Origin of the sequence: Streptomyces sp. NPDC001373, assembly GCF_042895815.1 — a bacterium.
Taxonomy (GTDB): domain Bacteria; phylum Actinomycetota; class Actinomycetes; order Streptomycetales; family Streptomycetaceae; genus Streptomyces.
The window spans coordinates 86,034-100,642 of record NZ_JBIAWQ010000001.1; the positions used below are offsets into that span (position 1 = coordinate 86,034).

Annotated in this window: 14 protein-coding genes and 1 riboswitch; of the genes, 5 read left to right on the forward strand and 9 right to left on the reverse strand. The window is 71.4% G+C overall.

Annotation, left to right across the window (positions count from 1 at the left end):
* Nucleotides 1-18: 18 nt before the first annotated feature.
* From ACFY15_RS00345 to ACFY15_RS00365, 5 genes are all read left to right on the forward strand, one after another.
* A complete protein-coding gene (locus tag ACFY15_RS00345) occupies nt 19-924 on the forward strand; it encodes a hypothetical protein (RefSeq protein ID WP_390688969.1) in 906 nt (301 codons plus the stop codon).
* 84 nt (nt 925-1,008) lie between these two features.
* Entirely contained in the window at nt 1,009-1,626 is a 618-nt protein-coding gene (locus ACFY15_RS00350; protein WP_390688968.1) for a hypothetical protein, read from the forward strand.
* A gap of 122 nt (nt 1,627-1,748) precedes the next feature.
* Nucleotides 1,749-1,979 carry a ferredoxin gene (locus ACFY15_RS00355; protein ID WP_390824760.1) on the forward strand — a complete coding sequence of 77 codons (231 nt, stop codon included), beginning with the start codon at nt 1,749-1,751 and terminating at the stop codon, nt 1,977-1,979.
* Complete coding sequence (locus tag ACFY15_RS00360; protein ID WP_390824762.1) at nt 1,969-3,363, forward strand: NAD(P)/FAD-dependent oxidoreductase; 1,395 nt, start codon at nt 1,969-1,971, stop codon at nt 3,361-3,363. The genes ACFY15_RS00355 and ACFY15_RS00360 overlap by 11 nt, the downstream gene beginning before the upstream one ends.
* A gap of 15 nt (nt 3,364-3,378) precedes the next feature.
* The gene (locus tag ACFY15_RS00365) at nt 3,379-4,629 is read left to right on the forward strand and encodes a cytochrome P450 (RefSeq protein ID WP_390824763.1); all 1,251 of its coding nucleotides are present in this window, start codon (nt 3,379-3,381) and stop codon (nt 4,627-4,629) included.
* Between the two features lie 22 nt (nt 4,630-4,651).
* On the opposite strand, the gene ACFY15_RS00370 is transcribed toward ACFY15_RS00365, so the two are convergent.
* From ACFY15_RS00370 to rpsB, 9 genes are all read right to left on the reverse strand, one after another.
* Nucleotides 4,652-5,668, reverse strand: coding sequence for an ABC transporter ATP-binding protein (locus ACFY15_RS00370; protein WP_390688964.1), 1,017 nt, complete (start codon nt 5,666-5,668; stop codon nt 4,652-4,654).
* Entirely contained in the window at nt 5,668-7,284 is a 1,617-nt protein-coding gene (locus tag ACFY15_RS00375; protein WP_390825033.1) for an ABC transporter permease, read from the reverse strand. The genes ACFY15_RS00370 and ACFY15_RS00375 overlap by 1 nt, the downstream gene beginning before the upstream one ends.
* A 56-nt stretch (nt 7,285-7,340) precedes the next feature.
* Nucleotides 7,341-8,441, reverse strand: a complete 1,101-nt coding sequence (locus ACFY15_RS00380) for a thiamine ABC transporter substrate binding subunit (protein WP_390824764.1) — start codon at nt 8,439-8,441, stop codon at nt 7,341-7,343.
* An 88-nt stretch (nt 8,442-8,529) separates the two neighbouring features.
* Nucleotides 8,530-8,657, reverse strand: a riboswitch (TPP riboswitch).
* A 20-nt stretch (nt 8,658-8,677) separates the two neighbouring features.
* Entirely contained in the window at nt 8,678-9,793 is a 1,116-nt protein-coding gene (rlmN, locus tag ACFY15_RS00385; RefSeq protein WP_042813428.1) for a 23S rRNA (adenine(2503)-C(2))-methyltransferase RlmN, read from the reverse strand.
* 136 nt (nt 9,794-9,929) lie between these two features.
* Nucleotides 9,930-11,006, reverse strand: a complete 1,077-nt coding sequence (locus ACFY15_RS00390; RefSeq protein WP_366455187.1) for a phosphatidate cytidylyltransferase — start codon at nt 11,004-11,006, stop codon at nt 9,930-9,932.
* Nucleotides 11,006-11,563: a ribosome recycling factor gene (gene frr / locus ACFY15_RS00395; RefSeq protein WP_042813431.1), complete on the reverse strand. Its 558-nt coding sequence runs from the start codon at nt 11,561-11,563 to the stop codon at nt 11,006-11,008. Before frr ends, ACFY15_RS00390 begins: the two co-directional genes overlap by 1 nt.
* Nucleotides 11,564-11,657: 94 nt before the next feature.
* Nucleotides 11,658-12,437 carry a UMP kinase gene (gene pyrH, locus ACFY15_RS00400; protein WP_390688961.1) on the reverse strand — a complete coding sequence of 260 codons (780 nt, stop codon included), beginning with the start codon at nt 12,435-12,437 and terminating at the stop codon, nt 11,658-11,660.
* 162 nt (nt 12,438-12,599) lie between these two features.
* Entirely contained in the window at nt 12,600-13,436 is an 837-nt protein-coding gene (gene tsf / locus ACFY15_RS00405) for a translation elongation factor Ts (protein ID WP_365156616.1), read from the reverse strand.
* A 134-nt stretch (nt 13,437-13,570) separates the two neighbouring features.
* Nucleotides 13,571-14,434, reverse strand: coding sequence for a 30S ribosomal protein S2 (rpsB, locus tag ACFY15_RS00410; RefSeq protein WP_042813433.1), 864 nt, complete (start codon nt 14,432-14,434; stop codon nt 13,571-13,573).
* Nucleotides 14,435-14,609 lie beyond the last annotated feature (175 nt).

Here is a 14,609-nt window from a genome sequence, read left to right on the forward strand (position 1 = left end):
CGTTGAACGGAGCCCTCTGTGCTCATAGGCCTGCTGACCGCTGTCGCGGCGTCCATCTGCTACGGGACGGGCTCCGTCCTGCAAGCCGTCGGCTCGCGCCGTGCCGCGCGGACGTCGCCGGCCGCCGCCGGGGTGACCGCGCACGGCGGACCGAACCTGACCTCCACCGCCAAGGCCGCGATGACCTGGGAGTTCATCGTCGGCACGATCCTGGACTTCGTCGGCTTCGGACTGGGCGCTCTGGCGGCCCGCCTGCTGCCGCTGTTCCTCTCCCAGACGGTGATCAGCGCCAACCTCGTGATCACCGCCGTGCTGAGCGTGAAGATGCTGGGGATCCGTCTCTCCCGCAAGGAGTGGAGCTCGATCGGGGTCGTCTGCGCGGCGCTGGTGCTGCTCGCGACCGCCGCAGGCCACGAGGGCGACCACCACGCCCCGACGGCCACCCACTGGTGGCTGCTGGCGGCGACCCTGCTGATCATCGTCGGCGGCACGGTGGCCGTACGGTTCCTCGGCGCGCGGGCCGCGATCCTGGCGGGCCTGCTGTCGGGCCTGGCCTTCGGCGCGCTGGGCGTGGGCGTGCGCATCCTGGACGGCGTCGACCCCTTCGACCTGGGCACGCTGCTCACCGACCCGGCGCTCTACGCGATCCTCGTGGCCGGTGTCGGCGGCATGTACCTGCACACCGTCGCCCTCCAGATCGGCTCGGTGAACGGCGCGACCGCCGCCCTGGTCGTCGGCGAGACGGTACTGCCGGGCGCGATCGGCGTCCTGTGGCTCGGCGACGCCTCCCGGCCGGGGCTCGCCTGGCTGGCCGTCGCCGGCTTCGTGCTGGCGGTGGCCGGCGCCGTCGCGGTGGCCTGGTACGGCAACCACGACGGGGCCGCGGCGCCGGACGAGGAGCCGGTCCCCGAGCCCGTCGGCTGAGCCCGCCGGACCTGCCGCGGCGCCGGTTCACCCCCACGGGTCCCCGAGGTGGCGGCGCCCCGGCGGCCGGTGCCTGCTGAAGGCATGGACTCCCCCACCGCGCGGATGCGCACGCCCCGCGCCGCCGGGACGGCCGGTGTCGTCTTCTCCCTGCTGCTCGGGGCCGCGACCGTGCTCATGCGGATCGCCATCCCCTCGGGGAACCCGGCCGGGGCCACGGTCGACCCGGACCTGCGCTGGGCGGTCCGCGTGGCGCTGGAGATCGTCCCGTTCGCGGGGATCTTCTTCCTGTGGTTCATGGGGGCCCTGCGCGCGCACGCGGGTGAGGGCGAGGACCGGTTCGTCGCCACCGTCTTCCTGGGCAGCGGGTACGTCTTCATCGCCACGCTGTTCGTGGCCGCCGCGGCCGCCGGGACCGTGCTCCAGGAGGCCGGGTCACCGGCCGGCTTCGGCCGGCCCTTCGCGTACACCGTCCTGAGCACCTACGCGATGCGCATGGCGGCCGTGTTCGCCTTCTCGACCTCGACCATCGCCCGCCGGCTCGGGGTCTTCCCCCGGCCGCTTGTCCTGCTCGGCTTCGCCGCGGGGCTGGTCCTGCTGCTCACCGGGTCGGGGGTCCCGTGGATCGAGCTGCTCTTCCCGTTCTGGGTCCTGGCCGTCAGCCTCCACATCCTCCGTGTCAGCCTGCGCCGACCGCACTGACCTGCCCGTTCGCCCCCACCCCGGCCCGGCAGGCGGCGGACACGTTCCTCGCGCATGCTGGAGGGGTGGCGGGGGGTTCGGGGGCAGTGGGGGTCATCAGGGCACGGAAAGGCTGATGCCTCATGAGGCTCGTCGTCGACCTGAACCGCTGTCAGGGGTACGCGCAGTGCGCGTTCCTCGCGCCCGACGTGTTCGCCATGCACGGCGACGAGGCGCTGCTCTACAACCCGCAGGCCCCCGACGACCAGCACGACAACGTCGTGCGCGCCGCCCACGCCTGCCCGGTCCGGGCCATCCTCCTGGACGCGGTCAACGGATCCCTCGACACTCCGGGGGCCGACGGTGAACAGTGACGGAGGCCTTGAGCACCTCAAGCGCGAGGGCCGCATCGTGGTGGTGGGCGCTTCCCTGGCCGGCCTGCGGGCCGCCGAGACCATGCGCGAGAGGGGCTTCACCGGTTCGCTGACGATGATCGGCGACGAGCCCCACGAGCCGTACGACCGCCCTCCCCTGTCCAAACAGGTCCTGCTGGGCATGGCCACCGCCGACGGGACGGCCCTGCCCCGGCGCCGGGACATCGACGCGAAGTGGCGCCTCGGCGTGCCCGCCGCCGGCCTGGACATGGCGGCCCGACGGGTCCGGCTGGCCGACGGGGACGAGGTGGAGTACGACCGGCTGCTGATCGCCACCGGCGTGCGGGCCCGGCCCTGGCCCAAGCCCGACGAGGCCGCCCTCGACGGGGTCTTCGTCCTGCGCACCCGGGGCGACGCGGCCGCCCTGGAGCGCGCCCTCGCGGCCGGGCCCGGCCGGGTGCTGGTGATCGGGGCCGGGTTCACGGGCTCCGAGATCGCCTCCGCGTGCCGGGAGCGCGGCCTCGCCGTGACCGTGGCCGAACGCGGCGACGCACCCCTGGTCGGCGCGCTCGGCGGGGTGGTCGGAGCGGTCGCGGCCGACATGCAGCGCGAGAACGGCGTCGACCTGCGTACCGGGATCATGGTCACGGGCCTGGAGGGCGACTCCTCCGGCCGGGTACGGTCCGCGCACCTCTCCGACGGCACCACGCTGGAGGCGGAGGTGGTGGTCGTCTCGCTCGGCGCCCAGCGCAACACCGAGTGGCTCGCCGGGTCCGGACTCGGCGCGGGTCCGCGCGGTATCGCCTGCGACGCGGGCTGCCGGGCCTTCGACATCCGGGGCATCGTCACCGACGACATCTACGTGGCCGGCGACGTCGCCCGCTCCCCGCACGCCCTCTTCGGCTACCAGTTCCTGTCCCTGGAGCACTGGGGCAACGCCGTGGCCCAGGCCGAGACCGCCGCGCACAACATGCTCAGCAGGAGCGCCGACCGGCGGCCGCACCTGTGGGTCCCGGCGTTCTGGTCCTCGCAGTTCGGCGTCAGCATCAAGTCGGTCGGGGTCCCGTCGATGGGGACCGAGATCGTGATCATCCAGGGCTCGCGCGCCGAGCGCCGCTTCGTCGGCGTGTACGGGTACCAGGGCCGCGTCATCGGGGCCGTCACCTTCGACCAGTGCCGCTGGCTCGACTTCTACGAGCAGCAGATCGAGCAGACCGCGCCGTTCCCGCCGCCCTACCCGACGGTGGACCGCAGGCCGGAGGGGGACCGTCCGCTCCCCGCGGACTTCCCCGACCCGTCGGTGCCCACGCACGGCCCGACCATCACCCTGAGCGGCTACTCGCCGGCCGACCGGCGGATGACCTTCACACCGGCGCACAACTGAGCACGAGGACCTCTCATGACCCAAGGCATCCTGCGGCAGATCCTCGACTACTCCAGCCGTGCCAATCCTTACCCGCTGTACGAGGAGCTCCGCAAGACCCCGGTGTTCCACGACGGGGAAGGCCCGTACGTCATCAGCACCTACCACGAGATCAAGGGCCTGCTGCACGACCCGCGCATCAGCTCCGACGCCCGCAACCTGACGGCGACGGCCGGCGACCCGCTGAACGAGGCCGACGAGGGCGAGGGACAGGCGCTGCCGCCGTCCTTCCTGAAGCTGGACCCTCCCGACCACGACCGGCTGCGCCGGATGACCAACCGCCCCTTCGGGCCCCCGCACTCCCCGCGCCGGGTCGAGCAGATGCGCGGTGAGCTGGGCGGCATCGTCACCGGGCTGATCGACACGATCGCCGAGAAGGGCGACCCGGGCCGGATCGACCTGGTCGAGGAGTTCTCGTACCCCTTCCCCGTGACGGTGATCTGCCGGCTGCTGGGTGTGCCGCCCGAGGACGAGGCCCGCTTCCACGTCTGGGCCGACACCCTCGCCGCGAGCCTGGACCCCGATCCGGACGCCGACCCCGCCGAACGGATGAAGAAGACGCAGGACTCCCGCATGGAGCTCGGCATGTACCTGGCCGGGCTGATCGAGGAGCGGCGCAGGAACCCGACCGGGGACATGCTCTCGGAGCTGGCAACCGGGCAGGGGCCGGACGGCACGATGAGCACCATGGAGGTCCTCAGCACGGCGGCCCTGCTGCTGATCGCCGGGCACGAGACCACCGTCAACCTGATCACGAACGGGATGCTCACGCTCCTGCGCCGGCCGGAGCACCTGGACCGGCTGCGCTCCGACCCGAACCTGGCCGTGCCGATGGTGGAGGAGCTGCTGCGCTACGAGCCCCCGGTGCAGCTGCTGCCGCAGCGCAGCACGCTGGCCGACATCGAGGTGGCGGGGGTGACCATCCCCAAGGGCTCCTCGCTCTGGCTGGTCATCGCCTCCGGGAACCGCGACCCGAAGCGGTTCGAGGACCCGGACCGCTTCGACCCCGACCGCGAGGACGTCCAGCACCTGGGCCTGGGCAGCGGGATCCACAGCTGCTTCGGCGCGCCGCTGGCCCGGCTGGAGGCCGCGCTGGCCCTGAGCGAGCTGGCCCGCAGGCTGGAGAACGCGCGGCTGCTGGAGGACCCGCCGCCCTACCGGCAGAACGCGGTCCTGCGCGGCCCGCGCCACCTGCCGATCGCCTGCGACGGCATCCGAGCCGCCTAGGCCCGCCCGTACGGAGACGTCCCTAGGGCAGGACGACCACCTCGGAGGGCGTGAAGGCCACCGCGAGACGGTCCCCCGCGGCCGGGGCGGCGGCGAGGGCGCACTCCGCCTCCAGTACGGGGCCCGACGCGGGCCGGAGCCGCAGGGCCACGTGCGTTCCCCGGAAGGTACGGGACTCCACCACGCAGTCCAGCCCGGCCGCGGCCGGCACCACCCCGGCCGGCCGGACCAGCAGCCGCTGCTCGCCCTCGGGCGAGCCGGCCGGTACGGGGACCTTCCCCCACGGGGTCGCGGCGGCGCCCCCGGAGACGGTGGCCGGGACCACGTTCTCGAAGCCGAGGAACCGTGCCACGAACTCCGAGGCCGGCCGCTGCCACACCTCCAGCGGGGTTCCCACCTGGGCGATCCGGCCGTCCCGCATCACCACCACCCGGTCGGCCAGCGCGAAGGCCTCGCCCTGGTCGTGGGTGACGGCCAGCACGGTGGTGCCCAGCCGGGAGAACAGCCCCTGGAGCTCGACCACCAGCCGCTCGCGCAGCCCCCGGTCGAGCTGGCCCAGCGGCTCGTCCAGCATCAGCAGCCTCGGCGAGGGGGCCAGCGCCCGGGCCAGGGCCACGCGCTGCTGCTCACCGCCCGACAGCGAGGCCACGGCCCGGCCCTGGGCCCCGGGGAGCCCGACCAGGTCCAGCAGCCGGGCGACCCGCTCCCCCTGCTCCGCCTTCGCGGAGCCCCGGACGCGCAGGCCGAAGGCGACGTTCGCGCCGACGTCCCGGTGCGGGAAGAGCTGGTGGTCCTGGAACATCAGGCCGACCCCCCGCCGGTGCACCGGCACCCCGGCCTGGTCGGCGCCGCCGAGCAGCACCCGGCCGGCGGAGGGCGGCTGGAGCCCGGCCACCACCCGCAGCAGGGTGGACTTGCCGCTGCCGCTCGGCCCCAGCACGCAGACGGTCTCGTGCTCTGCGACCTCCAGGTCCACCGCGTCCACGACCGCGCGGCCGCCGAAGCGCACCGTCACCCCTTCGAGCCGGAGCAGGGTCATCAGAACTCTCCCGAGGTCTTGTCGGGTCGCAGTCGCTCCAGCACCAGCAGGGACACCGCGCACACCAGCATCAGAATCGTGCTCAGGGCCATGGCCTGCCCGTAGTTCACCTCGCCGGCCCGCCCCAGCAGCCGGGCCACGGCCACCGGCAGCGTCGGACGGTCCGGCCTGGCGATGAACACCGTCGCGCCGAACTCGCCCAGCGAGACCGCGAAGGCGAAGCCCGCCGCGATCAGCACCGCCCGCCGCACCAGCGGCAGGTCCACCTCGCGCCACACCCGCAGCGGCGACGCCCCGAGCACGGCCGCCGCCTCCCGCAGCCTCCCGTCGACCGCGCGCAGCACCGGCAGCATGGTCCGTACGACGAACGGCACCCCGACCAACGCCTGCGCCAGCGGCACCAGGATCCAGGAGGTGCGCAGATCCAGCGGCGGCTCGTCCAGGGTGATCAGGAACCCGAAGCCCACCGTCACGGCGGACACCCCGAGGGGCAGCATCAGCAGTGCGTCGAAGCCCCGGACGAAGCGGCCCGCGCGCCGGGCCAGCGCCGCGGCCGCGAGTCCGCCGACGGCCAGGGCGATGGCGGTGGCGGCAAGCGCGTACTCGAGGGAGTTGCCGATGGCCTCCAGCGGCGGCACCAGAAACGTTCCGCCTCCGGAGCCGCTCTCCTGGAGCGCCCGGTAGAACCCGAAGCCGTACCCGCCGGGCGCGTCCAGGGACCGCTCCACCAGCACGGCGAGCGGGGCCACGATCAGCAGCGCCACCGTCAGCAGCACCCCGCCCAGCAGCCCGCGCTGCGCCCAGCCGCGCGGCGGGTGCGCGGTGCGCGAGGGGTCGACGAGCCGCAGCGCCGTCTCCCGCCGGCGCACGGTCCAGGCGTGCACGCCGAGGATGATCCCGACGGCGGCGAACTGGACCAGCGTCAGCACGGCGGCCGTCGGCAGGTCCAGGAGCTGCGCCGTCTGCCGGTAGACCTCGACCTCCAGCGTGGCGTACGAGGGCCCGCCCAGGATCTGCACGACGCCGAAGGAGCTGAAGGTGAACAGGAACACCATCAGCGCGGCGGCGGCCACCGACGGCGAGAGCGCGGGCAGGGTCACCCGCCGCCAGGCCGTGAACCGCCCGGCGCCCAGTACCCGGGCCGCCTCCTCCTGGCGCGGGTCCAGCTGGGCCCACAGGCCGCCGACCGTACGCACGACGACGGCGTAGTTGAAGAAGACGTGGGCGAGCAGGATCGCCCAGACGGTGGTGTCCAGCCGGACGCCCCACACCTCGTCGAGGAGCCCGTTGCGCCCGACCAGTGCCAGGAAGGCCGTGCCGACGACGACGGTCGGCAGCACGAAGGGGACCGTGACCAGGGCACGCAGCAGCTGTTTGCCGGGAAAGGAGAACCGCGCGAACACGTACGCGCCCGGGAGCGCGACGATCAGGGTGAGCACCGTCGAGGCGAGCGCCTGCCAGGTGGTGAACCAGAGCACGCCGGCGATGTCGGGCTGGGAGAGCACCTCGCCGATCCGGCCGAACTGCCAGCCCCCGTCCGTCCTGAACCCGCGGCCGACGATCGCTGCGACGGGGTAGGCGAAGAACAGCCCGAAGAAGGCGAGCGGCACGGCCATCAGGGCCAGTCTGACGGCCGTGGCCCGCCCGCCCTCCTTCGGGGAGCCGTCGCGGACTACTTCACGACGATCGAGGACCATGCCTTGACCCACTGGTCACGGTTCTTCGCGATGGTCTCGGGGGCCACGTTCTCCGGCTTCTCGACCACCACGCCGTGCTTGGTGAACGCCTCCGGCAGCTTCGCGTCCTTGACCACCGGGTTCACGAACATCTGGAGCGGCATGTCCTCCTGGAACTTCTTGCCGATCAGGAAGTCGATGAGTGCCTTGCCGCCCTCCTCGTTCTTCGCGCCCTTCAGCAGGCCCGCGAACTCGACCTGGCGGAAGCAGGTGCCGGTGGCCACGCCCGTCGGGGCCTCGGCCGGCTGGGGGTCGCCGTAGAGGACCTCGACCGGCGGGCTGGAGGCGTAGGAGACGACCAGCGGGCGGTCGCCCTTGGCCTTCTTGCCGCCGGCGGAGCCGGAGAACCGCTCGTTGTAGGCCTGCTCCCAGCCGTCGACGACCTCGACGCCGTTGGCCTTCAGCTTGCTCCAGTAGTCCTTCCAGCCGTCCTCGCCGTACTTGCCGACGGAGGCGAGCAGGAAGCCGAGGCCGGGCGAGGAGGTGGCGGCGTTCTCGGTGACCAGCAGGTTCTTGTACTCCGGCTTGACCAGGTCGTCCAGCGTCTGCGGCGGGGCGATCTTCTTGTCGGCGAAGTAGGCCTTGTCGTAGTTGACACAGATGTCGCCGGAGTCGACGGGGGTGACCCGGTGCTGCTTGTCGAGCACGTACTCGGGCTTGACCCCGTCCAGGCCCTTGGCCTCGTACGGGGTGAAGATCCCGTTGTCGAGGGCGCGCGAGAGAAGGGTGTTGTCCACGCCGAAGAAGACGTCGCCGCGCGGGGAGCCCTTGGTGAGGATCTCCTGGTTCAGGGCGGCGCCGGCGTCCCCGGACTTCAGCACCTTGACGGTGTAGCCGCTCTGCTGCTCGAACTCCTTCAGGACCGCTTCGGACACGTTGAAGGAGTCGTGGGAGACGAGCGTGATCGTCTTGGACTTCGGGGCCCCGCTCGCGGCCGCCCCCTCCTCGTTCTTGGCGCCGCCGCCGCACGCGGCGAGCGTGCCAACACCGAGGGCCGCGGCCAGCGCCGCACCCGCGATCTTCTTGGTGGTGCTCACGGTTGATTCCTCCTGGGTATGACCAGGAGAAGACGCGGCCCTGCCCGGGCGCTCGGATGGAGCGGGCACCCGGGCAGGGCGCAACAGCTTGAGGTGGTGACCGAACTTCCTACCCAGAATGACCTGGGCGAGGTTCAGAGGGTCTGCGGCCACGGTGCTTGATCCGAAAACGTGTTGCCGCACTCTCAGCGCTGTGGCGCTCCCCTGTCGGAATATGCAGATGTACGCGGGCCAGACTACCGCTCGCTCGCCGCGAGCTGCCCGCACGCTCCGTCGATCTCCTGGCCACGGGTGTCCCGTACGGTCACGGGCACGCCGTGGCGGGCGATGGCCTCGACGAAGGCCTTCTCGTCCTCGGGGCGCGAGGCGGTCCACTTCGAGCCGGGCGTCGGGTTCAGCGGGATCAGGTTGACGTGCACGCGCTTGCCCTTGAGCAGGCGGCCGAGGAGGTCGCCGCGCCAGGCCTGGTCGTTGATGTCGCGGATCAGGGCGTACTCGATGGAGACCCGGCGGCCGGACTTCTCGGCGTACTCCCAGGCCGCGTCGAGGACCTCGCGGACCTTCCAGCGGGTGTTCACGGGAACGAGGGTGTCGCGCAGCTCGTCGTCCGGGGCGTGCAGGGAGACGGCGAGGCGGCACTTGAAGCCCTCGTCGGCGAACCGCAGCATGGCCGGGACCAGGCCGACGGTGGAGACGGTGATGCCGCGCTGCGACAGGCCCAGGCCGTCGGGCTCAGGGTCGGTGAGGCGGCGGATGGCGCCGACGACGCGGTTGTAGTTGGCGAGCGGCTCGCCCATGCCCATGAAGACGATGTTGGACAGGCGGGCCGGGCCGCCGGGGACCTCGCCGTCGCGCAGGGCGCGCATGCCGTCGACGATCTGGTGCACGATCTCGGCGGTGGACAGGTTGCGGTCGAGGCCGGCCTGGCCGGTGGCGCAGAACGGGCAGTTCATCCCGCAGCCGGCCTGCGAGGAGATGCACATGGTGACCCGGTCGGGGTAGCGCATCAGGACGGACTCCACGAGGGTGCCGTCGTGCAGCTTCCAGAGGGTCTTGCGGGTGGTGTCGTCGTCGCAGCTGATGTGCCGGATGACGTTCATCAGCTCGGGCAGCAGCTCCTGCTGGAGCTTCTCGCGCGAGGCCGCCGGGATGTCGGTCCACTCCGCCGGGTCGTGGGCGTAGCGGGCGAAGTAGTGCTGGGAGAGCTGCTTGGCCCGGAACGGCTTCTCGCCGATGGCGGCCACCGCTTCGCGGCGCTCGGCGGGGGTGAGGTCGGCGAGGTGCCGGGGCGGCTTCTTGGCCCCTCGCGGGGCGACGAAGGTGAGCTCACCCGGAGCGGGACGGGGGGCCATGCGGTACTCCTCGGTACGACGGGGTGGGGGTCACCCCGCGCATGCAGGGCCGGTCCGCGGCGTCTGGGCCGCCGGACGGAAAGAGCGCGCCGCGTGGAACACGGCGCGCCCTCCAGGATAACCCGGCCCGGACCCGTCAGCCGGTGCCGACGAAGGCGGCCAGCAGCAGCCAGACGACCGGGGCCGTCGGCAGCAGGGAGTCGAGGCGGTCCATGATGCCCCCGTGGCCCGGGAGCAGCGTGCCCATGTCCTTGATGCCCAGGTCGCGCTTGATCATCGACTCGCCGAGGTCGCCCAGGGTCGCGCTGACGGCGACGGCCAGGCCCAGCAGCAGGCCCTGCCACCAGGAACCCCCGTCGATCAGGAACTCCATGCACAGCGCGCCGGCCGCCATCGCGAAGGCCACCGCTCCGAGGAGTCCCTCGCGGGTCTTCCCGGGGCTGATGCGCGGCGCGAGCTTGTGCTTGCCGAAGCGCCAGCCGACGGCGTACGCCCCGGTGTCGCTGACGACGGTCAGCAGCAGGAAGGTCACCACCCGCTGCGGGCCGTCCTCGGCCGTGAGGAGCATCGCGACGAAGGTCGCCAGGAAGGGCACGTAGAACGCCGCGAAGACGCCCGCGGTGACGTCCTTGAGGTAGTCCTCGGGCGGTTCCGTCATCCGCCAGACGAGCACCGCCAGCGCGGTCAGCGCCATGGCGACCCAGGCGCCCTCGGCCCCGCGGACGTAGCCGGCGATGACCATCGCCGCGCCGCCGACCGCGAGCGGGACCAGTGGCGCCTTGATGCCCTTCTTCTCCTGCAGCCGGGAGGTGAGCTCCCACAGGCCGACGACGACCGCGACGACGATCACGCCGACGAAGACCGCCTTGACGATGAACAGCGAAGCGAAGATCACCGCGCCGAGGCCGACGCCGACCCCTATGGCGGCACGCAGATCCCGCCCGGCGCGCTTCTTCTGCGGCGGGGGCGAGGCGTCCTGCGGTGCCTGGGAAGGCGGTGGCGGGGGGCTGGGCATGGGCTCCTGCAACGGCATCTCGGTACGGAGCGGGGGGCCGCCGGCGAAGGCGGCCCCCCGATCGCGTGCTTCCCGGTCGTCGAACGCACGGCCGGCGGCATCGGGCACGATGGGCATGGGCGCAGTCTGCGGGCCCACCAGCGCATCGTATGCGGGACCCGCCGGTACCGGCTCAGCGGCCCAGGGAGAGTCGTTCATCAGACCTCGAGGAGCTCGGCTTCCTTGTGCTTGAGCAGCTCGTCCACCTGCGCGACGTACTTCGCGGTGGTGTCGTCGAGCTCCTTCTCGGCGCGGCGCACCTCGTCCTCGCCGGCCTCCTTGTCCTTGACCAGCTTGTCGAGGGCGTCCTTGGCCTTGCGGCGCACGGCGCGGATGGAGACGCGGGAGTCCTCGGCCTTGTTCTTGGCGACCTTGATGTACTCCTTGCGGCGGTCCTGCGTCAGCTCGGGGAAGGTCACCCGGATGATATTGCCGTCGTTGCTGGGATTGACGCCCAGGTCGGAGTCGCGGATCGCCTGCTCGATGTTGCGCAGGGCGCTCTTGTCGAAGGGGGTCACGACGGCCATGCGCGGCTCGGGCACCGAGAAGGAGGCGAGCTGGTTGATGGGCGTGATGGCGCCGTAGTAGTCCGCCACGATCTTGTTGAACATCGCCGGGTGCGCACGGCCCGTGCGAATCGCGGCGAAGTCCTCCTTGGCGACGACGACGGCCTTCTCCATCTTCTCCTCGGCTTCGAGGAGGATTTCTTCGATCACCACGTGCTCCTGCATGTCTTGAATGGATGGTTCGGGCGGGCGGGGCGGTACGGGCCGCCCGGACCGGGCCCGTGAAGGGCCCGGTGCGACGGGCTCAGACCCGGGTGCCCTGGTCGCTCACGAGCGTGCCGATCTTCTCACCCTTGACGGCACGGGCGATATTGCCTTCGGCGAGCAGTTCGAAGACGAGGATCGGCAGCCGGTTGTCGCGGCACAGCGTGATGGCGGTGGCGTCGGCGACCTTGAGGTCCCGGGACAGCACCTCGTTGTACTCCAGCGCGTCGAACTTCACCGCGTCGGGGTTGGTCTTCGGGTCGGAGTCGTAGACCCCGTCGACGCCGTTCTTGCCCATGAGGAGGGCCTCGGCGTCGATCTCCAGGGCGCGCTGGGCGGCCGTGGTGTCGGTGGAGAAGTACGGCATGCCCATACCGGCGCCGAAGATGACGACGCGGCCCTTCTCCAGGTGCCGGACGGCGCGCAGCGGGATGTACGGCTCCGCGACCTGGCCCATGGTGATGGCGGTCTGGACGCGGCTGTCGATGCCCTCCTTCTCCAGGAAGTCCTGGAGGGCGAGGCAGTTCATGACGGTGCCGAGCATGCCCATGTAGTCGGACCGGGCCCGGTCCATGCCGCGCTGCTGAAGTTCCGCGCCGCGGAAGAAGTTGCCGCCGCCGATGACGACCGCGATCTCGGCGCCGTCTCGGACCACGGCCGCGATCTCGCGGGCGATGGCGTGCACGACGTCAGGGTCGACACCCAGCCCGCCGCCGCCGGAGAAGGCTTCGCCGGACAGCTTCAGCATGAAGCGGCGACCCTTCTTCTCGTGGTCGCTCTTGTCGTGGGATGCGGTGTGGGGGTCCACGCCCTGGTTCATGGAGATCTCCTCGTGCACATACGAAGAAGGCCATTGCCGTTGGGTCCTCTCGGTTCCCTCTGCGGCAATGGCCTCCTCGTCAGATCTGCGGTCGTCCGGCGCAAGCGCGGACGACTGCCTCAGACCCTATCGGGGTCCGGTGTCCGTCGCGTACGGACGGACTCAGATGCCGACCTTGATGCGGGCGAAGCGCTTCAGGGTGACACCGGCCTCGTCCAGAACCTTCTGGACGGACTTCTTGTTGTCCAGCGCGTACGGCTGGCCGAGCAGCGTGGCGTCCTTGAAGAAGCCGTTCACGCGACCCTCGACGATCTTGGCGATCGCGGCCTCGGGCTTACCCTCGGCGCGGGTGGTCTCCTCGGCGACGCGGCGCTCGGACTCGACGATCTCGGCCGGGACGTCCTCGGCGGTGAGGTACTTCGGCGCGAAGGCGGCGATGTGCTGGGCGATGCCCTTGGCCAGGTCGGCGTCGGCCTTGTCCAGCTCGACCAGGACACCGATCTGCGGGGGCAGGTCGGGCATGGTGCGGTGCATGTAGGAGGCCACGAAGGCACCCTCGTACGCCGCGAAGCGGTCCAGGACGATCTTCTCGCCGAGGTTGGCGTTGGCCTCGTCCACGAACGCCTGGACGGTCTTGCCGGCCTCGATCTCGGACGCGAGCAGCGCCTCGATGTCGGCGGGCTTGGTGGCGGCCACGTGGGCGGCGAGCTGGTCGGCGACGGCCAGGAACTTCGGGCTCTTGGCCACGAAGTCGGTCTCGCACTTGAGCTCGACGAGCACACCGGAGGTGGCGTCGCCGGAGATCAGGGAGGTGACGGCACCGTTCTCGGCAGAACGGCCCTCGCGCTTGGCGACACCCTTCAGGCCCTTGACGCGAAGGATCTCGTTGGCCTTGGTGACGTCGCCGTCGGCCTCGACGAGCGCGTTCTTGCAGTCCAGCATGCCGGCGCCGGTGAGCTCGCGGAGCTTCTTGACGTCAGCGGCGGTGTAGTTCGCCATGAGTCTGTGATTCTCTCTCGAAGTCGTAGATCTACGGGTGAACGGCGGAGGAGCGCGCTCGTGGCGCGGCTCCCCCGCCGTCATCGTCCGTGCTGCGAGTGCCCGGCGGATGAACGCCGGGCGCTCTCAGTGGGTCAGGCCTGCTCGGCGGCCGGAGCCTCGGCAGCCGGGGCCTCGGCAGCCGGAGCCTCGGCCGCGGGGGCCTCGGCGTCAGCCTTCTTCTCGCCCTCGAGCAGGTCGCGCTCCCACTCGGCGAGCGGCTCGGCGGCGGCCTTCTCGCCCGGCTTCGAGTCACCGGTCGCAGCGCCGGAGCGGGCGATGAGGCCCTCGGCGACGGCGTCGGCGATCACGCGGGTGAGCAGGGTGACGGAGCGGATGGCGTCGTCGTTGCCCGGGATCTTGTAGTCGACCTCGTCGGGGTCGCAGTTGGTGTCGAGGATCGCGACGACCGGGATGTGCAGCTTGCGCGCCTCACCGACGGCGATGTGCTCCTTCTTGGTGTCGACGATCCAGACGGCGCTGGGAACCTTCGACATCTCGCGGATACCACCGAGGGTCTTCTCCAGCTTGGCCTTCTCGCGGGAGAGGACCAGGAGCTCCTTCTTGGTGAGACCCGAGGCGGCGACGTCCTCGAAGTCGATCGCCTCAAGCTCCTTCAGACGCTGAAGGCGCTTGTAGACGGTGGAGAAGTTGGTGAGCATGCCACCCAGCCAGCGCTGGTTGACGTACGGCATGCCGACGCGGGTCGCCTGCTCGGCGATGGCCTCCTGCGCCTGCTTCTTCGTACCGACGAACATGATGGAACCGCCGTGCGCGACGGTCTCCTTCACGAACTCGTAGGCGCGGTCGATGTACGACAGCGACTGGAGCAGGTCGATGATGTAGATGCCGTTGCGCTCGGTGAAGATGAAGCGCTTCATCTTCGGGTTCCAGCGACGGGTCTGGTGACCGAAGTGGACGCCGCTCTCCAGCAGCTCCCGCATCGTTACGACGGCCATGGCCATCTCCTTGGTTTCTCGGTTTTTGGTTCCTGACGCCCCGCCGCGCCCTGCCCCTGGAGGGACCGAGAGACGCATTCGCCCGACCGGAACCGGTCGGCGCTGGGGCGTGCGAAGTCGACCCGGTGACCCGGATCGCCACAAGAAGTGTACGGGACCCGGCGGTATGCCGGGT